A 21,057-nucleotide genomic window follows, 5' to 3' on the forward strand; every position below is an offset into this window, starting at 1 on the left:
GCTCCGGCAAGATCCGCGCCGGGCGGTATAATGTAGCCCGGTTCGGCGGCGCTTTGCGCCGGAATCCGCGCTTGAATTCATGCCCGGATTGCACCTGACTCCCGCGCTGCGGCCAGCAAAGCCGCCGCCCGGAGCCCGGCCAGAGAGACATGCTCCCCACCATGCAACTGCTCGCGATCGGTATCAATCACACCACGGCGCCCGTCTCGCTGCGCGAGCGAGTGGCGTTTCCGCTTGAGCAGATCAAACCCGCCCTGGGCGCCTTGCGCACCCACCTGGCCGGCAAGAATGGCACCGAAGCCGCCATCCTTTCCACTTGCAACCGCACCGAGATCTATTGCGCCACCGATGTGCTGTTGTCGGGTTCGGAAGGCTTCGAGCACACGCTGCGCTGGCTGGCGCAGCACCATAACGTGCCGGCCGGCGAACTCGCTCCCCACCTGTACTCGTTGCCGCAGTCCGAAGCCGTGCGCCATGCCTTCCGCGTGGCCAGCGGGCTGGACTCGATGGTGCTGGGCGAAACCCAGATCCTGGGCCAGTTGAAGGATGCCGTGCGCACCGCCGGTGAAGCCGGCGCGCTGGGCACCTACCTGAACCAATTGTTCCAGCGCACGTTCGCGGTGGCCAAGGAAGTCCGCGGCCAGACCGAGATTGGCGCGCATTCGGTATCCATGGCCGCTGCCGCGGTGCGCCTGGCCCAGCGGATTTTTGAAAGCGTCTCGACCCAGCGCGTGCTGTTCATCGGCGCGGGCGAGATGATCGAGCTGTGCGCCACGCACTTCGCGGCGCAAACGCCCCGCCAGATCGTGGTGGCCAACCGCACCGTGGAGCGTGGCGAGCGGCTGGCCGAGCAGCTCGCCGGCCAGGGCCTGACCACCGAGGCCATCCGCCTGTCGGACCTGGGCGCGCGCCTGCATGAGTTCGACATCGTGGTGTCATGCACCGCCAGCTCCCTGCCCATCATCGGGCTGGGCGCGGTGGAACGCGCCGTCAAGCTGCGCCGCCACCGCCCCATCATGATGGTGGACCTGGCCGTGCCGCGCGACGTGGAGCCCGAAGTCGCGCGTCTGGACGACGTCTTCCTGTACACCGTGGACGACCTCGGCGCCATCGTGCGCGAGGGCAATGCCATGCGCCAGGCCGCCGTTGCCCAGGCGGAAGCCATCATCGAAAGCCGCGTGCAGAATTTCATGCATTGGCTGGAAACCCGCAGCGTGGTGCCTGTCATCCGCGAACTGCAGGTGCAGGGCGAGGCCATGCGCCAGGCTGAGCTGGAGCGCGCGCGCCGCATGCTGGCGCGCGGCGACGACCCGCAAGCCGTGCTCGAAGCCCTGTCCGGCGCGCTCACCCGCAAATTCCTGCACGGCCCGACCCATGCCCTGAACCACACCCAGGGCGAAGACCGCGAGACCTTGCTGCGCCTGGTGCCGGGCTTGTTCCGCCACAGCAGCCACTCCGAGCGCTAGCCGCGCTCGCCTCGGCCGTGCGTGTCCTGCGCGCGGCCAGCTTTGCGTTGCCTGCGGCCATTGGCCCGCACGCATCCCGGCAGCAACATCCGTCTCCACCCGTTTCACCGCGCCCCTTCGGACCCCCATGAAAGCCAGCATGCTTGCCAAGCTCGACCAATTGTCCGAGCGACTCGACGAAGTCAACGCCCTGCTTGCGCGCGAAGATGCCACCGCCAAGATCGACCAGTACCGCAAGCTCACGCGCGAACACGCCGAGCTGACGCCGGTGGCCGATCAATATGCGCAGTACTGCCAGGCACAGGAAGACCTGTCCACCGCGCAAGCGCTGCTGGACGATCCCGAGATGAAGGAGTTCGCGGCCGATGAGATCACCGCGGCCCGAGAGCGGCTGGAAACACTGGAAGGCAGCCTGCAGACGTTGCTGCTGCCCAAGGATCCCAATGACGACCGCAACCTGCTGCTGGAAATCCGCGCGGGTGCCGGCGGCGAGGAGAGCGCCCTGTTCGCCGCCAATTTGCTGCGGATGTACACACGCTATGCCGAGCGCCAGCGCTGGCAGGTGGAGGTGATGAGCGAATCGGCGTCCGACCTGGGCGGCTACAAGGAAGTGATCATCCGGATCGCCGGGGATGCGGCCTTTTCCCGGCTGAAGTTCGAATCCGGCGGCCATCGCGTGCAGCGCGTGCCAGCCACCGAGGCCCAGGGGCGCATCCACACTTCGGCCTGCACGGTGGCAGTCATGCCCGAGGCCGACGAGGTGACCGAGGTGGAAATCAATCCATCGGACCTGCGTGTGGATACCTTCCGCGCCTCCGGCGCCGGCGGCCAGCACGTGAACAAGACTGACTCGGCCGTGCGCCTGACCCACCTGCCCACCGGCATCGTGGTGGAGTGCCAGGACGACCGCAGCCAGCATCGCAACAAGGACAAGGCCATGAAGGTCCTAGCGGCCCGGTTGATGGACGCGAAGCTGCGCGCGGCCCAGGCGAAAGAAGCCAGCACCCGGCGCAACCTGATCGGCACCGGCGACAGAAGTGACCGTATCCGCACCTACAATTTCCCGCAGGGGCGCGTGACGGATCACCGCATCAACCTGACGCTCTACAAGATCGACATGATCATGGACGGCGATCTCGACGAGCTCCTGTCCGCCTTGTCCGCGGAACACCAGGCAGATCAACTGGCGGCGCTGAGCGAGGCGCATTAATCGCTTGGCAATAGCAGGTTATTGCGACGAATTACCTGTCATTAAGGCAAATTTTTGGATCGCACTGCATAAATCGTGATTTCTGAACGAAAACCTTTGTATCTGTTGTAAATGCTTGCAACAGCACTGGCGTGCCATTTTTCGCTGTCTATAATCGATTTCGACTGAGCCGCCATAAGAGGTCGGCGTGTCGCCACTCGAATACGGACAAAAGGACGAAATCATGAAGAAATTGCTCGCGCTGTTGATGATCACCGCCGCCATGGCTGCCTGCAGCAAGAAGGAAGAAGCCCCCGCCACGCCGAGCGCCAACAGCGCCATGCAAAGCGCCGCTGAATCCGCCAAGGCCGCCGCCAGCGATGCAGCATCCGCCGCCAGCAACGCCGCCGATGCTGCCAAGGCCGCTGCCAGCAGCGCGGCTTCCGACGTTTCCGCTGCCGCCGAAAAGGCCAAGGTCGACGCCGGCAATGCCATGGAAAAGGCTAAGGACGCCGCCAAGGATGCTGTCAACGCCAGCGCGGACAAGGCCAAGGACGCCGTCAACAAGTAATCCGCACGCCACGGCGGCAAGAGGCTGGCGCATTGCGGCCAGGCACCGCCGCACAAGCAAGCGCGTTACACTGCAAACCCCGTCAGGGACCTCCCGGCGGGGTTTTGTTTTTTGCCTTCACCATGCCCAGCACCACGTCCACCGCCACCTCCCCCAGCCCCAATGCCACCACGCCGGTCTCACTGCCTGAGACGGCTACGGTACGCGACGCCCTGGCCGTGGCTGCGGCAGCCGGCTTGCCGGCGCTGGAGGCGCGCCTGCTGCTCAGCCATGTCACCGGGCTCACCCGCACCCAGCTGATCACGCGCGACCACGAAACGCTTGCCCCGGCCCAGCGCGACAGCGTGGCCGCCTTGCTTGGGCGCCGCCTGGGCGGCGAACCGGTGGCCTACTTGCTGGGGGAGCGGGAATTCTTCGGGCGCGCCTTCCGCGTGACCCCGGATGTGCTGATTCCGCGCCCGGACACCGAAATCGCCGTGGAAGCGGCCCTGAAGCTGCTGGCGCCGCTGGCTGCCCCCCGCGTGCTCGACATGGGCACCGGCTCGGGCGCGCTGGCCGTCACGCTGGCCTGCGAACGGCCCGACGCCGAGGTCTGGGCGACCGATATCTCGCCCGGCGCGCTGCAGGTGGCGCAAGATAACGCGCGCGCCCTGGGCGCCGGCAATGTGCGCTTTCTTGCCTCCGACTGGTACGCCGCGCTGCCGGCAGGCCTGCGCTTCGACCTGATCGTGAGCAATCCGCCCTATATTGCCGCCGCGGACCCGCACCTGGGCCAGGGCGACCTGCGCTTCGAGCCGATCGATGCGCTGACCGATCATGGCGATGGCTTGTCGGACCTGGGTGCGATCGTGGCCGGGGCCGCCGCGCGCCTGCATGCGGGCGGCTGGCTGCTGATGGAGCACGGCTACGACCAAGGCCAGGCTGCCCGCGACCTGCTGGCCGCCGCCGGCATGGCCGAGATCTTTACCGCGCGCGACCTGGCCGGCCATGAACGCTGCAGCGCGGCTCGCCTGCCAGCGCAGTCCGGGGCAGCCGCCTGAAGCCGGCAGCCGATTCCGGTAAAATCAAATACTTGATTGCATCAAGGCGCGCGCATCACGCTCGCCCTTTCCGATTTCCCGATAGCGGCGCCGGCCAGTGCCTGCACCGCGAGCAACTGAAAAGAGACATCATGAGTGACGTGCAGCAAAAGATCGACCAGATCGTCAAGGGCAGCCCGGTGGTCCTGTTCATGAAGGGCACCGCCCAGTTCCCGATGTGCGGCTTCTCCGGCCGTGCGATCCAGATCCTGAAGGCCTGCGGCGTCGACGCACCGACCACGGTCAATGTGCTGGAAGACGACGGCATCCGCCAAGGCATCAAGACTTACGCCAACTGGCCGACCATTCCGCAGCTTTACGTGAACGGCGAGTTCGTCGGCGGCTCGGACATCATGATGGAGATGTACCAGAACGGCGAGCTGCAATCGCTGCTCAAGGCCTGAGCGCGACATGACCGCAGCGGGTGCAGCGGATGCAGCGGGTGAAGGCAAGCCGCGGCGCATCGTCGTTGCGATCACCGGCGCCACCGGCGCGGTCTATGGGGTCCGCCTGGTACAGATACTGGGCGCCGCGCCTGGCGTGGAGGCCCATCTGCTGATCTCGGCGGCGGGCGTGATGAACCTGCAGCACGAACTCGACATCAGCAAGGCCGAGGTGGAAGCCTTTGCCCAGGTGGTCCACAACGTGCGCGATATCGGCGCCACCATTGCCAGCGGCTCCTTTGCTGCCCATGCGATGGTGGTGGCGCCCTGCTCCATGCGCACGCTCGCGGCCGTCGCGCATGGCCTGTCCGACAATCTCATCACCCGCGCCGCGGATGTCACGCTCAAGGAGCGCCGCAAGCTGGTGCTCATGGTGCGCGAAACGCCGTTGAACCTCGCGCACCTGCGCAACATGACCGCCGTCACCGAGATGGGCGGCATCATCTTTCCCCCGGTGCCCGGCTTCTATCAGAAGCCGCAAAGCGTGGCGGAACTGGTCGACCATACGGTTGGCCGCGTGCTGGACCTGATCGACGTGCCGCAAACGCTGGCGCCGAGCTGGGCCGGACTCAACGGCCAGGCCTGACGAACGCGGTTAACCTCGTTCTGTCCCGTGTCAGCCCGTGTCAGCCCGTGCTACCGCTCTCGCTTCAACGCCAGTAGCGATAGCGGCGGCCGCCGCCATAGTAGCCGCCGCGATAGCCATAGTAGCCACCGTAGAAGCCAGGGGCTACCACCACCGGCGGCGCAGCATAGACCGGCGCCGGCGCCACTGCGACCTCTCCGCCCCCATAGCCATAGCCGGGATAAGCCGGGTAGACCGCACAACCGCCAAGCATGGCGGCGCCAACCATCGCGAGTCCCAACGTCAACGTCTTCATCTCATCGTCCTTGTGGCTTGTTTAGCCTTGGTTTAGCCATAAGAACGTTATACGGGGCGGTTTAGTAATACAGGGTCAACCTGCTGTAACCCTTGTTACGAATCGCAACGTTTGGATGAACGTAAAGGACTCGGGCCTCAAACCTCAAAACGTCAAACCTCAAACCGCACCCCCTGCGCCAACGGCAGCGTATCCCCATAGTTCACGGTATTGGTAGCGCGCCGCATATACCCCTTCCAGGCGTCCGAGCCGGATTCACGCCCGCCGCCAGTCGCCTTCTCACCACCGAACGCACCGCCAATCTCCGCCCCGCTGGTGCCGATATTCACATTGGCAATGCCGCAATCGCTGCCGCTTGCCGACATGAAGCGTTCCGCCTCGCGCAGCGACTCGGTGAAGATGCAGGACGACAAGCCATGCTCCGACGCATTGTTCAGCGCGATGGCTTCGTCCAGCTTGGTGTACGGCATCACGTAGAGAATCGGCGCAAAGGTTTCGCTCAGCATCGTCTCGTGCTGGCGATCGGTCAGCACCAGCGCGGGCCGCACGTACTCGGCATTGGGGTACTTTTCGGCCAGCACGCGCTCGCCGCCGTGCACGGTGTTGCCATGCCCGCGGCAGCGCAGCAGCGCGGCGGCCATGGCGGCACCCGCGGCGCCATCGATCAGCGGACCGACCAGCGTTGTCTCGGCCAGCGGATCGCCCACCGGCAGGCGGCCGAACACCTGGATCAGGCGCGTGGTGACGGCCTCCAGCACATCGACATGCACGAAGGCGCGGCGCAGCGACGTGCAGCGCTGCCCGGCCGTGCCCGCCGCCGAGAAGGTCATGGCGCGCACGGCGAGTTCGAGATCGGCCGAGGGCGCGATGATCGCGGCGTTGTTGCCACCGAGTTCCAGGATGGCGCGCTTGAACCGCTCGGCGCAAGCGATGCCCACGGCGCGGCCCATGCGGGTGGAGCCGGTGGCGCTCACCAGCCGCACAGCGGCGTGTTCCACCAGATGCTGGCCCAGCGCCGGGCCGCCCGCGAGCACGGTGGCGATGCCAACGTGCTGTGGCGCGGCAATCTCCAGCACGCCGTCAAGCAAGCTCTGCATGGCCAGCGCGGTGAGGGGCGTTTTCTCCGACGGTTTCCAGATCACGCCATTGCCGCACACCAGCGCCAGCGCCGCATTCCAGGCCCAGACCGCCACGGGAAAGTTGAAGGCCGAGATCACGCCGCACAGGCCATAGGGATGCCAGGTCTCGCGCATCGCATGCTGTGGCCGCTCGGAGGCAATGGTAAGGCCATGCAACTGGCGCGACAGGCCGACGGCGAAGTCGCAGATGTCGATCATCTCCTGCACCTCGCCTAGCCCTTCCTGCAGGATCTTGCCGGCCTCCAGCGAAACCAGCTCACCAAGATGCTTCTTGTGTTCGCGCAACACTTCGCCAAAGCGCCGCACCACCTCGCCACGCACTGGTGCGGGCACCAGCGCCCAGCTGGCTTGCGCCACGCGGGCGCGCTCGATGCGCGCATCGGCCTCGGCAAGGCTGCAGGCGGGCAGGTGCCCGAATGCCTCGCCGTCGATCGGCGAGCGCACCGGCAAGGCGCCGGTGGGGCCTTCGCCGCCGCGCCACGGCGGCGTCAGCCCGATGGCCTGCCAGCAGGCCGCGAATTCCTTTGCTTTCATACCGTTGCCTCTTGAAGCGGATGACGGGTGTAGTGTCGGCCAAAACGGTTGGCCAGGAAAACGTCCAGCGGCATCGCCTCTTGCGCAATGAAGCCGGCCTGTGGCAGCTCGCCATTGGCAACCAGGTCCAGCGCGGTGCAGATGCCAGCCGCCGTGGTGAGCTGGATCGCATTGACATGGCCGTCAGCCGTTTGCGCGCCACCGATGCGCACCGAGAACGACGCCTGGGTCAGCGGGCCGCGCCCGCCCTTGCCATCGCCGGCAGCATAGCCGGTGGCGTTGGCGAACACGATCACCACGTCCTGCTGCGTGGCGGGAATCGCGCTCTCGAAGATCTCCCGCATCCAGTCGCGGCGCTCGCGCAGGCGCAGATCGTTGAGCAGCAGCTTCATCACCGCGCAGTGGCCGGGATAGCGTATCGACTTGTAGTCCACGTCGCGCGCCCGGCCCGCCAGCGTCTCGGGCAAGGTGCCAAGCCCTCCTGAAGTATTAAAGGCCTCGTACTCGATGCCGTCCAGCGCGAAGCTCTCCAGCCCCTCCAGCGCCGGCACTTCCACGCGGCGGCCGTTGACGATGGCCTCGCAAGGGTTGCAGTATTCGTTGATCAGGCCTTCGGTGCTCCAGGTCAGGTTGTACTTGAGCGCATTGCTCGGGTAGCGCGGCAGCGCGCCAACGCGCATCTTCAGGTCGAGCAGTTCGCCGCCGCCGCGCAGGAAGCGCTGGGCGAGGTCATTGCCGACCACGCCGATAAAGCCGGGCGCCAGCCCGCATTGCGGCATCAGCACAGAGCGCGCGCCCTCGGCCACGCGGCGAATGGCGTGGGTGGCGGCAACGTCTTCGGTCAGGTCGAAGTAATGCACGCCGAGCTTGGCCGCTACCGTGGCCACGCCGACCGCGGCATGGAATGGCAGTGCGTTGAGCACGGCCTGCGCGCCGCCGAGCAGCCCGGCGCAATCCTCGGTCTGGCCCGGGTCGCCGACGCGCACGGCGATGCCCTCCGGCACGCCCTCGAGATGGGTGGGTTCACGGTCGACCAGGGTCACGCGGTAGTCGCCGCTGTCATGCAGCATGACGGCGATGGTGCGGCCGATCTTGCCCGCGCCCAGCACGACCACGTGCATCGGCGTCTGCCTGCCTTGACGAACCGGGGTGGCGGGCGGCCCGGCTTGGGTGTTCCGTCCAGTTTGGTCGAGATGGCCGGTTGGCGTGATGCAGGTCATGATGTCCCTCGTGGAAGTGGTTCAGCGGAGTGCGGCCATGACTGAAGTATGGTTGCGGGCACAGTCAGAATGAAGGAACAAGATTGACGAAAAGGCCTCACAATCAAACGATTCGGCAAGATAAACGGTCGAATCGACGAACCCCATGCTTTTGACCTGCCCGCCGCCCCTAGCCCGCCACTAGCCTGTCCATGACCGAACTCGACCAGACCGACCGCCACCTGCTCTCCCTGCTGCAGGCCAACGCGCGCGAGAATGCCGCCAATCTCGCGCGTAAGCTCGGCATTGCCCGCACCACCGTGGTGGCGCGCATTGCGCGGCTGGAGCGCGATGGCGTGATCGCCGGCTACGGCGTGCGGCTGGGCAAGGAAATGGAAGACAACGCTATCCTGGCGTTCTGCGGCCTGTCGGTGATGCCCAAGAGCGCGCCCGCGGTGGTGCGGGCGCTGCAGCGCTTTCCTGAAATCGAGGAGCTGAACTCGGTCAGCGGCCCGGTGGACTACATGGCGGTGATCCGCTGCGACACCCATGCCCGGCTGGACAAGCTGCTGGACGAAATCGGCGCGCTGGATGGCGTCAACCACACCACCACCTCGATCGTGCTGGCGCGCAAGATCGACCGGCGCCGCGCCGCGGGCTGAGCCAGCGGCGCGCGCGCAAAAGGCTTATGCTGCACAACCTGGCAGCCAGCCCGGCGCAGTTGGGCACCCCGAAATCCATCCAGATCAGGAGAGCAAGACGATGAGCAATCGCATTCGAGTCGCCGTAGGCGGCGTGACCGGCTGGGCCGGCGGCGAACTGGCGCGCGGCGTGGCGCACGCGGACGACATGACGCTGGTGGCCGGGCTGTCGCGCGGCGCGGCCGGCCAGGCCTTGGCGGCGCTGACCGCGCACAAGGGCACGCCCGGCGTGGCGGTGGCCAGCATCGACGAGCTGGCGCAAGGCGCCTTCGACGTTTATGTGGAATACACCAAGCCGGACATTGCCAAGCGCAACATCCTGCAAGCGCTGGCCAAGGGCGCGCACGTGGTGGTGGGCACCTCCGGGCTATCCGACGAGGACTATGCCGAGATCGATGCCGCCGCGCGCCAGGCCGGGCGCGGCGTGCTGGCCTGTGGCAACTTTGCCATTACCGTGGTGCTGCTGCAGAAGTTCGCAGAGATGGCCGCACGCCACCTGGAACACTGGGAAATCATCGACTACGCCAAGGCCGGCAAGATCGACGTGCCCTCCGGCACCGTGCGCGAGCTGGCTTATCGGCTGGGACAGGTCCGCGAGGCCAAGCAGGTGGTGCCCATCGACCAGGTCAAGGGCCCGAAGGAGGCGCGTGGCGCGACGATGTCCGGCAGCCAGGTGCACGCCGTGCGCCTGCCGGGCTATCAGTTGGGCGTGGAGGTGATCTTCGGCGCCGACGGGCAGCGCCTGCACCTGAAGCATGAGTCCGGCGACGGCTCCAAGCCCTATGTCTCGGGCGCCCTGCTGGCGATCCGCAAGGTGCAGACCTTGACCGGGCTGGTGCGCGGGCTGGACAAGGTGATGGAAGGGCTTTGAGGGCTTTGAGGGCTCTTGCGGCGCGCGGCGCACCGCATCGCCACAAACACTACCAGCCGCCTTCCTTGCCCTTCTTCTCCGCGGCCTTGCCGCCGGGCGCCGCTTGCGGGGCGGATGCCGCCTTGGGGTTGAGCTGTTGCGCCATCGCGTTGTCCTGGTTGGCCATCAGGACGCGGGCCTGGGGCAGCAGCAGTTCGATGGTGCCGGTATTGGGATCCTCCGGAATGGCGTAGAGCTCCACGGTCAGGGGCTTTTTCATCCAGCCGGCGTGGACACTGGTGATGGGCTGGCCGGCCTTGTCCTTCATCTTCACCTGCTCGGAACGAAAGGGCTTGCCATAGCGCGCGGTCAGGCTGTCCAACGCGGCTTTCTCGGAGCGGATGCCGTCGGTCGGCACGATCAGCCCGACCAGGGCACTGCGGTCGACAAAGGCCACCACGTGGGGACCGTCCATGAAGGCCGGCCGCTTGTCGCGCGGCACGCCAACCTGGCGCATCACGCCGTCGCCACGCACTTCGACGCACAGGCCGGTCACGTCGCGGCCGTCAGGGGTGCGCTTGTCGGCGCAATCGGGCAGCGTGGGCAGCGGGCTGCCGATCTCCAGGCTATCCATCATCGGCGCCAGTTTGTCGGCGGCACCATCGTTGGGGGCAGCGCCAGCCCAAGGCGAAATCAGCAGCAGGCTGGCAACAGCCAGCCCGGCGAGGGGGTATTTCATCCAGACTCCTGAGATAAGCTCCGGATTGGAGCGCCCCCTATGCGCGTGGTTCCTGCCACCTGCCACAAGATGGCATGCAAGCACACTGCCGGGGGTTAATGCGTCATATTCATCACCGCGCGGGCCATCACCGCCAGCACCATCAGCAGCAAGCCCCACAGCAGCAGGCGCGGCACCCGGCTGGGCGGCAACGGCCGCCGTGGCGATCGTGCCGACGACGGTAGCGGCGCGCGCTGGCGGGTATGGCCATGCAGGCCACGCGTGTGCCAGACGGTGTCCGGCCCGAGGTCGCGCAAGGCAGTGCCTTCCTTGCCCTGCGGCTTGCGCGGAATCTGCGACTGCGACTGCGACTGCGGGCGTGGTACGCCGTCACTGCCTGGCGGTCGTTTTGTGGCCATCTGTGCTCCCCGGTTCGTCGTGCCGGCGCGGATCCTCATGTGCCGCCGGTACACAGCGCCGGGTGCATGGCCCGGGCGCCGCCCATGGTAAGACAAAGCGGCACCGGGCACCATGGCCACGGCCTCTCCTTATGAGGCGGGAGCCACTTTCCGCGTGGCTGCAAGCGCCTCGCGCCGGAAAGCATGGCCCACTTGGTGATAGAACGGGTGCGGGCAGAACTGGCGAGCCAGGAACGAGGCCAGCAGCGACGACGCCAGCAGGAACAAGGTGAGGTCCTGCGAGCGCGTCATCTCCATCACGATCACGCTGGCGGTGATGGGCGCCTGGGTGGCGGCGGCCAGGAAGGCGGCCATCGACACCAGTGCCAGCACGCGTGGCTCGGCCATGCCGCCGAAGAGGTGGCCGACCCAGTCCGCCACATTGGCGCCGATGCCGGCACCGATGGCCAGCGACGGCGTAAAAATGCCACCGGGAATGCCGGCGAAATACGAGACCACGGTCGCCGCCAGCTTGGCCAGGCCGAACCACAGCGTGGCGTGCGGCTCACCGTTGATCAGGCCTGCGGCCTGCCCGTAGCCGGTGCCGAAGGTGGCGCCCCCGGTGGACCAGCCGATCGCCGCGGCCACCAGGCCGCACAGGAACGCCACCTGCACGGGATGCTGCGTTGGCCAGGCGCGCAGCCGTGCCGGCATCAGCGCGGGCACGCCGCCGGTCAGCAGCTTGGCAAACAGGCCGCCCAGCGTACCGTTGACGAGGGCGCACAGCAGTACCGGCCCCCAGGCATCATGCAGCGCGAGGATCGGCGTCTTGACGCTGAAATAGGGATTGTTGCCAAGGATCGCCAGCGAGAGAAAGCCGGCGGTCAGCACCCCTGACAGCACCAGCCGGTCCCAGCGCACGGCGGTGCCGCGGCCGAGCTCCTCGATGGCGAACACCACGCCCGCCAGCGGCGTATTGAAGGCGGCGGCAAGGCCCCCGGCAGCGCCGGCGGCGATCAGCGCGTTAGGATGAAAGCCGATGCGAAAGCGCAGCTTCTCCTGGCACCAGCGCCCCCAGGCGAGCATGGCCGCGGCGCCTACCTGCACCGATGGCCCTTCGCGCCCGATGGAGGCGCCCGCCAGCAGCCCGCCGGTGGTCAGCAGCACTTTCCACATGGACTGGCGGAACGACACCAGCAGGGTCTGCGCCGGCCCCGCCGGGGGCAGGCCGAATGAGGCAATCACCTGCGGGATGCCGCTGCCGCGCGCCTGCGGCGCCAGGCGAATAGTGAGCCAGCGCAGCGCGGCCAGCCCGAACGGCAGCAGCACGAAGGCCAGCCAGGGCGTGGCCGCTGTCAGGTGCGCGTTCCAGCGCAGGGCCACCTCGGCAATCCAGGCGAAGATCAGGGAGAACAGCGCTACGCACCCGGCGCCGCACATGAAGACGGCGTAGCGCAGCGTGGTGCGGGAGATACGCCACATCTGGCGCGATTTGCGGCCCGCGGCCATGTGAGCGCGGCGGCGCAGCGCGCGCAGCCGGTTGCGCTCGGCGGCCCGCCCGGGAACGTTGTCAGGATCGGACGGCTCGGGATCTTGGCTGCGATTTGGCGTGACTTCGTTCATGGAGCGGCAGGCGTGGGCGAAGAAACGCCGTGACAAGCCCGAGGGCCGGATTCATCACGGCGTGATGGAACTATACGCCGATCGCCGCCAGGCATGCCGCGCGCAACGTGCGCGCCAGAGGCCCCTGGCTCAGTCCAGGCTGATGTTGTTGGCGCGAATGACCTTGCCCCAATGCTCGCGATCCGCCTCGATGTAGCGGTCGATCTCGGCCTGGGTGCGCGGCGGCTGGATCACCAGTCCCAGTGCGCTGAAGGTCGCCCGGAAATGCGGATCCTTGAGGACCTGCGCGGCCGCGGCCTGCAGCTTTTCCACCACGTCCGGCGGTGTCTGCGCCGGCACGGCGAGCCCGAACCAGGTTGCGGCCTGGAAGTTGGGATAGCCGCTTTCGGCCACGGTCGGCACGTTGGGCAGCACTTCCAGCCGGGTGCGGCCGGTGACCGCCAGCGCGCGCAGCTTGCCGCCCTTGATGTGGGGCAGCGAGGTGCTGACCACGTCCACCATCAGTTGCACATCGTTGGCGAGCAGCGCCGAAAGCGCCGGCGCGCTGCCGTTGTACGGCACATGGGTGACCGAAATCCCGAGTTCGGTCTTGAGCATTTCGGTAGCGAGCTGCAGCGCGTTGCCCAGGCCGACCGAGGCGTAGTTGAGCTTGCCGCCGCTGGCCTTGGCGTAGGCAGCGAACTCGCGGATATTGGTGGCCGGCACCTGGCTGTTGGTCACCACCACCAGCGGCGCCTCGGCGCCAACGGTGAAGATCCGGAAATCGCGCGGCGGATCGTAGGCGATCTTCTTGTAGAGCATGGGATTGAGCACCATGCTGCCGTTGGTGGCAAGCACCATGGTGTAGCCATCGGCGGGTGCGCGCGCCACGCTTTGCGTGCCGATCATGGTAGCGGCGCCGGGGCGGTTCTCCACCACCACCGTCTGCTTGAGCACGCGGCTCATGCCATCGGCCAGCCCGCGCCCGAACTGGTCGGTGGAGCCGCCCGGCGTGTAGGGCACCACCAGCTTGATGGGGCGGTCGGGGTAGGCGGCAGCGGCCAGTTGCGAGCAGGCGAAGACGGCGGCGCCGGCCCAGGCGCGCCATCCGGTTTTCCAGCAATGCATTGCGTAGTCTCCTTGGGTTTTCTTGACGTCTGGTGTTCGGTACTCAGTACTCGGTGCCCGGTGCGGCTCAAACCCGCCGCGTGCGCCCTTCCCAGTACTTGTCGCGCAGGCGGCGCTTGGCCAGCTTGCCGGTATCGTCGCGCGGCAGCAGCGCCTCCACCACGATGGTGCGCGGCACCTTGAAGCCGGACAGGCGCTGGCGCAGCCAGTCGATGATGGCACCCTCTTCCAGCGTGGCGCCCGCCACCGGTTGCACCATGGCCAGCAGCCGCTCGCCGTATTCGTCGTCGGGTACGCCGAACACCACGCAGTCGGCCACGCCGGGATAGCGCACCAGTTCGTGCTCGATCTCGGCCGGGTAGATGTTCACGCCGCCGGAGATCACCATGTCGGAGGCGCGGTCGCAGATGAAGAGGTAGCCGTCGGCGTCCAGGTAGCCCATGTCGCCCAGGCTGACCAGGCCGTCGCGATCGATAGCGCGGCGGGCTGCCTCGTTGTTGCGATAGGTGAAGTCCGGGTAGGCGGGCTGGCGCACATAGACCAGGCCGATCTCGCCGGGGGCGCAGGCAACGCCCTGCTCATCCAGGATGCGCACCTCGCCCTGGTCAACCGGGCGCCCCGCCGTGCCGGGCTTGGCCACGGCGTCGGCCGGCGTGGCCACGGTAATCATGCCTGCCTCGCTCGAAGCATAGGTTTCGTGGATCACCGGGCCGAACCAGTCCAGCATGGCGCGCTTGACCTCGGGCGCGCACGGCGCCCCGGTCGAGGCGACAAAGCGCAGCGAGGACAAGTCATAACGGGCGCGCACTTCGGGCGGCACCTTGAGCATGCGCACATACATGATCGGCACCAGGTACAGCACGTCGATGCGGTGCTTCTCCACCAGCGCCAGCACCTGCTCCGGATCGAAGCGCGCGCACAGCACCAGGCGCTCCCCGAGCTGCAGCGCATTCTGGATGAACACGCCCGGCGCGCTGTGGTACAGCGGCGCGGCCATCAACGCGCGCGTGCCTTGCACGATGCCCATGGTCTGCGCCACCACCGAGCGCATGCGCGCAAGCTGCTCGTCCAGCATGGCCAGCGGCGGCGCGGCGCGCAGCACGCCCTTGGGGCGGCCGGTGGTGCCGGAGGTGTAGGCCATGTGGCCGCGCGGCGCGACCCGCGGGCCGTCGTAGGGCTGCTGCTCGGCAAGCCAGCGCTCGTAGCCGGTCGCGCCCGCGGGGCTGTCCTTGCCGGGCGCCGTCACCGCCAGCACCTGTACGCCTGCGGGCACCACCGCGCGCACGCCGTCCAGCAGGTCGGCGCTGACGATCAAGGCCCGGGCGCCGCTGTCGGTCAGCAGGAAGCGGATTTCTTCCGCGGTGAAGTGCCAGTTGATCGGGCAGTAATAAGTGCCGGCCGTGCGGCAGGCATGGACGATATCGGCAAAGACCGGGTCATTGCGCAGCAGCACCGCGACCACGTCGCCTTCGCCCAGGCCAAGCGCGCGCAAGCCGCCGGCCAGGCGCGCGCCACGCTCGCTCAGTTCGGCCCCGGTACGGTGGATGTCTTCAAACAAGAGGTCAGCGGCCATCAGTTGTCTCCAGCCTGGCTAGGCTTGGTGGTAGAGCGTGTCGGGGCCGGTGCGTTGACGGTGCGCCCGGCACGATCGGCGGCGTTCCTGGCCGCGATGCGCTCGCGCGCGGCTTGCCATTCGGCATCGCCCCAATCCAGGTACTGCTTGAAATAAGCGCCGTTGGCAAGGTAATCGCCGCCATCCAGCGCAATGGTCTGTCCGTTGATCCAGGAGTTGTCGCGAGCCAGCAGGAAGGCGGCCAGGTTGCCGATGTCCTGCGGCTGGCCGATGCGGCCCGTGGGGTTCTGGCCGCTCATCGCGTCTTGCTGCGCATCCTGCGGACGCAGGCGCGAGCCCGCGCCTTCGGTGGGGATCACGCCCGGCGCGATGGCGTTGCAGCGGATGCCGTGGCGGCCCCACTCCACGGCCAAAGACTTGGTCATGGCATCCACGCCCGCCTTGGACATGGCGGACGGCACCACGAACGGCGAGCCGGTCCAGACCCAGGTCACGACGATGGACAGGACCGAGCCGGGATGGCCATCGCGGATCCAGCGCTTGCCCACGGCCTGCGTGGTGTAGAAGGTGCCCCGGAAGACGATGTCGGAGATGGCGTGAAAGCCGTTGGGCGACAGGTCCTCGGTGCGGCTGATGAAATTGCCCGCGGCGTTGTTGACCAGGCAATCGAGCGGGCCGTGCCGGGTCCAGATGGTCTCGATCATGGCGTCGACGGCAGCCGCGTCGCGGATGTCCACCGCGTGGGTCACGACCTTGGTGCCGTGCTGGTGGCGCAGCATCTCGGCGGCCTCGTCCAGCACCGCCAGCCGGCGCCCGCACAGGTGCAGCTCCGCCCCCAGCCCCGCCAGGCGCTCGGCCATGATCAGGCCCAGCCCGGTGCCGCCACCGGTGATCAACACGCGCTGGCCGGCGAAAAGATCGTTCTTGAACATGGTGTCTCCTGCTTGTTTTAGGGCGGCGTCGCGCCTGCCTGGCCCCGCCTTGGCGATCCGGCAGGACATGGCCACTGTAGCCCCGGTTCCCGGCATCGACAATTCCCTTGCAGCGACTCACAATGTTGCGCCATACGCGACAATTCTCCATGGATTCCCGGATGGACCTCAACCTGATCCAGGCCTTCGTCGACATCGTCGAAGCCGGCAATTTGTCCGAGGCGGGGCGGCGGCGCGGCGTCACGCGCTCGCAGGTCAGCCGCCAGCTGCGCGAACTGGAGCACCAGACTGGCGCGCAGTTGCTGCGCCGTACCACGCGCCGGCTGGAGCTGACCGAGGCGGGCCGCTCGCTGTACCAGCACGGCCTGCGCATCCTGCAGGAAGTGGCGTCCGCCCAGGCGGAGATCGACAGCCTGGGCACCACCCTGCGCGGCCACGTGCGCGTGAGCGTGCCCACCGGGCTGGGCGACACCTTCCTCGCGCCGCTGCTGCTGGAATTCACCGGGCAGCATCCCGGCATCTCGCTGCGGGTGTTCTTTGCCAACCGCGTGGTGGACCTGATCGCCGCGGAGATCGACGTGGCGCTCAAGGTGACTTCGCAGCCTCCGCTGGACCACGTAGCGCGCGACATCTGCGCCATCGACTGGCAGCTCTGCGCCTCGCCCGGCTACCTGGCCCGCCACGGCCCGCTGCAAACCCCGGCCGACCTGGCGCGCTGCCAGTTCCTGTGCCCGCCCTACCCCGCACGGCGCTTCATGCTCACGCTCGACCGTGGCGAACAGCGCGAGGAGGTGGAACTGAGCCCGCACCTGCAGTCCGAGCATTTCCCCTTCCTGATGCGCGCGGTACGCGACGGCCACGGCGTCGGCCTGCTGCCCGTCTACGCCGGCTGGGACGATGTGCGCGAAGGCCGCCTGGTGCCGGTGCTGACCGAATGGAAACCGGAAGGATTGGGCAGCCGGCTCTACATCATCACCACGCCCAACCTGCATCCGTCGATGGCCACGCGCGCCTTGATCGACTTCCTGCGCGAGCGGATTCCGGCGCTGGATGTCTTCAGCGCCCCGGGCGGTACCACTTTGTGCGCACCGTAGTCCCCGCATGCCGCTTGCAGCGCGCCAGCAAACTTTCAAATTGCAAGTTAAGATGCGCCGAAACCCCTGGCTTGCAAAACGAAAGTAAAAATCCGAGCCAACCCCGCAAGCCGCGCGAGAGGAGACCATGGGACATACCGACTTTGCCAGCATGCCTTGCCCGATTGCCCGCTCGATGGCGGTGCTGGGCGAGCGCTGGGCCATTCTTTTGCTGCGCGAGGCCTTCTACGGCAGCACTCGCTTTGACGAATTCCAGCGCCACCTCGGCATTGCGCCCAACATCCTCAGCGCGCGCCTGAAGACGCTGGTGGAACACGGCATGCTGGAGCGCGTGCCGGTGCCCGACGGTGCGCGGCATGTCTACCACCTCACCGAGAAAGGCCGCGACTTCTTCCCCGCCTTCGTGGCACTGAAGGCCTGGGCCGACCGCTGGATGACCGACGAGCGCGGCCCGCTCACCTTGCTGCAAGACAAGCACACCGGCGCGGAGATCGCCGCGCCGGCGCTGGCCCGCCCGGACGGCAGCCCGCTGACGCTGGACGACCTGCACGTGGCTCCGGGCCCCGGCGCGGGCAGCTATCTGCGGCGGCGCTTTGGCGCCGCTGGCGGCCAGCAGGCCGCGGACGAACCGCTGTCAGGCAAAACGGAGTCCAGCCATGAATGAGCCGCAAGCCAATCCCATGGCCGGAGCCGCGATGGCGCCAGCCACAGCCGCACCCATTGCCACCCCCACGCACCCGCTGATGCGCGAACTGATGCGCCGCATCCTGCTGCTGGCCGCGCCCACCAGCCTGATCGCCTTCCTGCAGGCAGGCGCGCAACTCATCGAGACCTGGCTGGCGGCGCGCCAGGGCACGGCGGCGCTGGCAGGCTGGGCGGTAGTGCTGCCGTTTGCCTTGCTGCTGCAGCAGATGTCCACCGGCGCCATGGGCGGTGGCGTGGTGGCGGCCATCGCCCGCGCGCTGGGCGCCAACAAGCGCGAGGAGGCCTCGTCGCTGGTGCTGCACGCGCTCATCATCGCGGTCACGGCGGGGCTGGCGTTTGCCGTGGCGATGGCCGGCTTCCCGCGTGGCATCCTGGGCGCGGTGGCAGGGCAGACCGCGGCGGACGCGGCCGCCACGTATGCCATCTGGCTGTTCGGCGCCGGCGCGGTGCCGGCCTGGCTGGCCAACACGCTGGCTTCGGTGCTGCGCGGCGGTGGCCGCCATGCGCTGGCGGCGCGGGTGCTCTCGCTGATGTGGATCGCCTTCCCGGTGCTGGCCTGGACGCTGGCCGAGCCGGTGGGCATGGGCCTGGCCGGCATTGGCGCGTCGCTGGCGGTGGTGTCGTGGGCGGCGGCGCTGGCCATGGCCTGGGTGGTGCTGCGGGGCGGCGCGGGGTTCGTGCCGATGCTGCGGATCCGTCCGTCACGCGCGCTGTTCACACGCATCCTGTCGGTGGGGCTGGTGGCCTGCGCGCTGGCCTCGGTGGCCAACCTGTCCACGATCCTCGTGACCACCCAGCTGCGCCACTATGGCACTGCCGCGGTGGCCGCGTACGGCATCTCGGCGCGGCTGGAGTTCCTGATGATCCCGCTGGCGTTCGGCGTGGGCTCCGCGCTCACCGCGCTGGTGGGGCGAGCGGTCGGCGCCGGCGACTGGGCCACCGCACGCCGCACGGCTTGGGCCGGCGCGCTGATGGCGCTGGCGGTGGCCGGCGCGGTGGGTGCGGTGGTGGGGCTGGTGCCGGATGCCTTTGCCGGGTTCTTCACCAAGGATGCCGAAGTGGCGAGCATCGCCGCGCGCGCGCTGTCCTGGGTTGCGCCGGCCTTCGGCGGCTTCGGACTGGGCATGGCGCTGTATTTCGCGTCGATGGGCGCGGGCCGCATGGGCTGGCCGATCGCGGCCGGCATCTCGCGCATCGCGCTGGCCGCTGGCGGCGGCTGGCTGCTGGCGAACGTCGGGGGCATGGGCCTGGACGGGCACTTCCTGGGCGTGGCGCTGGGCATCACCGCTTACGGCGTAGTGACGGCGGTCGGCGTGCGCGGCGCCAACTGGTCGGCGCGCTGAGCCTGAGCGGGCGGCGCACGCGGCCCGCTCAGCGCATCACGGCGCGCGCGTTGCCGCCCAGCCCGGCATCGCCGGCCATCCACCGCCCAGCGACTTGTACAGGGCTGCCGTGCCGCTCAACACATCGACCTGCCCCTGGATCGCGGCGAGCTGCGCATCGAACACGGTCTTGCCCCTTGAATCTGCGGGCCGGGGGCCTCACGTACGCCACCGATGCGCAAAGCGGAAAAGCGGCTCGGAGCCGACAATTCCAGGATGCCCGCCACACTGTCACAGCGTCGCGGCATCGCGGCGTCGCCGGAATGCTCTAAAACAATATCAATGCTGGAAGCATCCGGCCCCGACTCTCACACCCTGGAGGTGGCATGCCCCCTCGCACCACCGTTTTCGCCGCCGCCCTCGTGGTTGGCCTGCTGCACGGCTATATCGGGTTGCGCCTGTTACCCGACATGCCGGTGTCTTTCGCCTTCAAGGCGCTGGCCGTAGCGTGGCTGGCGATGTCGTGGCCGCTGATCCCCGCAGGACTGCTGGCGCGGCGCCTGGACCAGCCATGGTCCGATGCGCTGACCTGGGTGGGCATGCTGGCCATGGGTTTCTTCTCTTCCTTGCTGATCCTGACGCTGGCGCGCGACGTCGCGCTGCTGGCGAGCGCGCTGGCCGGCTGGCACCCGGCATGGCTGCTGCCCCGCTCCGCCGCCGCGGTGCCGGTGCTGGCGCTGCTGGTCACCGTGATGGGATTCTTCAATGCGCGGCGGCTGGCGCAGGTGGTCGAGGTGGAAGTCCCCATCGCCGGCCTGCCTGACTCGCTGCACGACTTCACCATCGTGCAGATCAGCGACATCCACGTTGGCCCCACCATCAAGCGCGCCTACCTGGAACGCATCGTCGCCCGCGTCAACGGGCTGGCCCCGGACGCCATCGCCATCACCGGCGACCTCGTCGACGGCACCGTGCGCGAGCTGTCCCGGCACACCGCGCCGCTAGGCAACCTGAAGGCGCGCCATGGCACCTACTTTGTCACCGGCAACCATGAGTACTATGCTGGCGCCGAGCCATGGATCGCGGAGCTGAACAGACTGGGCCTGCGCGTGCTGATGAACGAGCATGTGGTGATCGGGGAGGAGGAGGAAGCGCTGGTGCTGGCAGGCGTGACCGATTTTTCCGCCCACCGTTTCGACGAGAGCCATCGCAGCGACCCGGCGCGCGCGCTGCATGGCGCCCCGGCAGTGGTAGCCGCGCGCGTGCTGCTGGCGCACCAGCCGCGCACGGCGCCGGCGGCATCCACCGCGGGCTTCGACCTGCAGCTTTCCGGACATACGCATGGCGGCCAGTTCTGGCCCTGGAACCTGTTCGTGCCGATGCAGCAGCCTTATACCGCCGGTTTGAACCGGCATGAAGCGATGTGGGTGTATGTGAGCAGGGGGACCGGGTATTGGGGGCCGCCCAAGCGGTTTGGGGCGCCGTCGGAGATTACTAAGTTGAGGTTGGTGAGGAAGTGAGTGATGGGGGGGA

General features: G+C 67.9%; 22 protein-coding genes. 12 read left to right on the plus strand and 10 right to left on the minus strand.

What is annotated here, in order from left to right; translation table 11 throughout:
* Positions 1 to 161: 161 nt before the first annotated feature.
* From hemA to ACX12D_RS17605, 6 genes are all read left to right on the plus strand, one after another.
* Positions 162 to 1,466, plus strand: coding sequence for a glutamyl-tRNA reductase (hemA, locus tag ACX12D_RS17580; RefSeq protein ID WP_459374050.1), 1,305 nt, complete (start codon positions 162 to 164; stop codon positions 1,464 to 1,466).
* A gap of 127 nt (positions 1,467 to 1,593) precedes the next feature.
* Entirely contained in the window at positions 1,594 to 2,676 is a 1,083-nt protein-coding gene (gene prfA, locus ACX12D_RS17585) for a peptide chain release factor 1 (RefSeq protein ID WP_459372119.1), read from the plus strand.
* A gap of 223 nt (positions 2,677 to 2,899) precedes the next feature.
* A complete protein-coding gene (locus tag ACX12D_RS17590) occupies positions 2,900 to 3,226 on the plus strand; it encodes a hypothetical protein (protein WP_459372120.1) in 327 nt (108 codons plus the stop codon).
* A gap of 122 nt (positions 3,227 to 3,348) precedes the next feature.
* Positions 3,349 to 4,266 (plus strand): peptide chain release factor N(5)-glutamine methyltransferase, encoded by a 918-nt coding sequence (gene prmC / locus ACX12D_RS17595; protein ID WP_459372121.1) that lies wholly within the window; start codon positions 3,349 to 3,351, stop codon positions 4,264 to 4,266.
* Positions 4,267 to 4,397: 131 nt separating this feature from the next.
* On the plus strand, positions 4,398 to 4,709 hold the full coding sequence (grxD, locus tag ACX12D_RS17600) for a Grx4 family monothiol glutaredoxin (protein ID WP_150985669.1): 312 nt from the start codon (positions 4,398 to 4,400) through the stop codon (positions 4,707 to 4,709).
* Positions 4,710 to 4,716: 7 nt separating this feature from the next.
* Positions 4,717 to 5,334: a UbiX family flavin prenyltransferase gene (locus tag ACX12D_RS17605; protein ID WP_459372122.1), complete on the plus strand. Its 618-nt coding sequence runs from the start codon at positions 4,717 to 4,719 to the stop codon at positions 5,332 to 5,334.
* A 64-nt stretch (positions 5,335 to 5,398) separates the two neighbouring features.
* Here ACX12D_RS17605 and ACX12D_RS17610 read toward each other — a convergent pair whose 3' ends face one another.
* The 3 genes from ACX12D_RS17610 to ACX12D_RS17620 all read right to left on the minus strand — a co-directional run bounded on the left by ACX12D_RS17610 (position 5,399) and on the right by ACX12D_RS17620 (position 8,423).
* Entirely contained in the window at positions 5,399 to 5,629 is a 231-nt protein-coding gene (locus ACX12D_RS17610) for a hypothetical protein (RefSeq protein WP_459372123.1), read from the minus strand.
* A 152-nt stretch (positions 5,630 to 5,781) separates the two neighbouring features.
* Entirely contained in the window at positions 5,782 to 7,302 is a 1,521-nt protein-coding gene (gene amaB, locus ACX12D_RS17615; protein WP_459372124.1) for an L-piperidine-6-carboxylate dehydrogenase, read from the minus strand.
* Entirely contained in the window at positions 7,299 to 8,423 is a 1,125-nt protein-coding gene (locus tag ACX12D_RS17620; protein ID WP_459374051.1) for a saccharopine dehydrogenase family protein, read from the minus strand. Before ACX12D_RS17620 ends, amaB begins: the two co-directional genes overlap by 4 nt.
* A gap of 290 nt (positions 8,424 to 8,713) precedes the next feature.
* On the opposite strand from ACX12D_RS17620, the gene ACX12D_RS17625 reads away from it, so the two are divergent.
* Both ACX12D_RS17625 and dapB read left to right on the plus strand, forming a co-directional pair.
* Complete coding sequence (locus ACX12D_RS17625; RefSeq protein WP_459372125.1) at positions 8,714 to 9,163, plus strand: Lrp/AsnC family transcriptional regulator; 450 nt, start codon at positions 8,714 to 8,716, stop codon at positions 9,161 to 9,163.
* Between the two features lie 100 nt (positions 9,164 to 9,263).
* Positions 9,264 to 10,073 carry a 4-hydroxy-tetrahydrodipicolinate reductase gene (gene dapB, locus ACX12D_RS17630; protein WP_459372126.1) on the plus strand — a complete coding sequence of 270 codons (810 nt, stop codon included), beginning with the start codon at positions 9,264 to 9,266 and terminating at the stop codon, positions 10,071 to 10,073.
* 49 nt (positions 10,074 to 10,122) lie between these two features.
* Here the strand turns inward: dapB and ACX12D_RS17635 are convergent, their stop codons facing one another.
* The 6 genes from ACX12D_RS17635 to ACX12D_RS17660 form a co-directional block, all read right to left on the minus strand.
* Positions 10,123 to 10,791 carry a hypothetical protein gene (locus ACX12D_RS17635; RefSeq protein WP_459372127.1) on the minus strand — a complete coding sequence of 223 codons (669 nt, stop codon included), beginning with the start codon at positions 10,789 to 10,791 and terminating at the stop codon, positions 10,123 to 10,125.
* 95 nt (positions 10,792 to 10,886) lie between these two features.
* Positions 10,887 to 11,189: a hypothetical protein gene (locus ACX12D_RS17640; protein ID WP_459372128.1), complete on the minus strand. Its 303-nt coding sequence runs from the start codon at positions 11,187 to 11,189 to the stop codon at positions 10,887 to 10,889.
* Positions 11,190 to 11,318: 129 nt separating this feature from the next.
* The gene (locus tag ACX12D_RS17645; RefSeq protein ID WP_459372129.1) at positions 11,319 to 12,791 is read right to left on the minus strand and encodes a chloride channel protein; all 1,473 of its coding nucleotides are present in this window, start codon (positions 12,789 to 12,791) and stop codon (positions 11,319 to 11,321) included.
* A gap of 129 nt (positions 12,792 to 12,920) precedes the next feature.
* Positions 12,921 to 13,898 carry a Bug family tripartite tricarboxylate transporter substrate binding protein gene (locus tag ACX12D_RS17650; RefSeq protein ID WP_459372130.1) on the minus strand — a complete coding sequence of 326 codons (978 nt, stop codon included), beginning with the start codon at positions 13,896 to 13,898 and terminating at the stop codon, positions 12,921 to 12,923.
* A gap of 67 nt (positions 13,899 to 13,965) precedes the next feature.
* A complete protein-coding gene (locus ACX12D_RS17655; protein WP_459372131.1) occupies positions 13,966 to 15,471 on the minus strand; it encodes an acyl-CoA synthetase in 1,506 nt (501 codons plus the stop codon).
* Positions 15,471 to 16,403, minus strand: coding sequence for an SDR family oxidoreductase (locus ACX12D_RS17660; protein WP_459372132.1), 933 nt, complete (start codon positions 16,401 to 16,403; stop codon positions 15,471 to 15,473). Before ACX12D_RS17660 ends, ACX12D_RS17655 begins: the two co-directional genes overlap by 1 nt.
* 161 nt (positions 16,404 to 16,564) lie before the next feature.
* On the opposite strand from ACX12D_RS17660, the gene ACX12D_RS17665 reads away from it, so the two are divergent.
* The 3 genes from ACX12D_RS17665 to ACX12D_RS17675 all read left to right on the plus strand — a co-directional run bounded on the left by ACX12D_RS17665 (position 16,565) and on the right by ACX12D_RS17675 (position 19,545).
* A complete protein-coding gene (locus ACX12D_RS17665) occupies positions 16,565 to 17,497 on the plus strand; it encodes a LysR family transcriptional regulator (protein WP_459372133.1) in 933 nt (310 codons plus the stop codon).
* Positions 17,498 to 17,624: 127 nt separating this feature from the next.
* Entirely contained in the window at positions 17,625 to 18,161 is a 537-nt protein-coding gene (locus tag ACX12D_RS17670; protein WP_459372134.1) for a winged helix-turn-helix transcriptional regulator, read from the plus strand.
* Positions 18,154 to 19,545 carry an MATE family efflux transporter gene (locus tag ACX12D_RS17675; RefSeq protein ID WP_459372135.1) on the plus strand — a complete coding sequence of 464 codons (1,392 nt, stop codon included), beginning with the start codon at positions 18,154 to 18,156 and terminating at the stop codon, positions 19,543 to 19,545. The genes ACX12D_RS17670 and ACX12D_RS17675 overlap by 8 nt, the downstream gene beginning before the upstream one ends.
* A gap of 36 nt (positions 19,546 to 19,581) precedes the next feature.
* Here the strand turns inward: ACX12D_RS17675 and ACX12D_RS17680 are convergent, their stop codons facing one another.
* Complete coding sequence (locus ACX12D_RS17680; protein ID WP_459372136.1) at positions 19,582 to 19,710, minus strand: hypothetical protein; 129 nt, start codon at positions 19,708 to 19,710, stop codon at positions 19,582 to 19,584.
* Positions 19,711 to 19,910: 200 nt separating this feature from the next.
* Between ACX12D_RS17680 and ACX12D_RS17685 the strand changes: the two genes are divergently transcribed.
* Positions 19,911 to 21,044: a metallophosphoesterase gene (locus tag ACX12D_RS17685; protein WP_459372137.1), complete on the plus strand. Its 1,134-nt coding sequence runs from the start codon at positions 19,911 to 19,913 to the stop codon at positions 21,042 to 21,044.
* Positions 21,045 to 21,057 lie beyond the last annotated feature (13 nt).

Source organism: Cupriavidus sp. PET2-C1 (assembly GCF_054515855.1).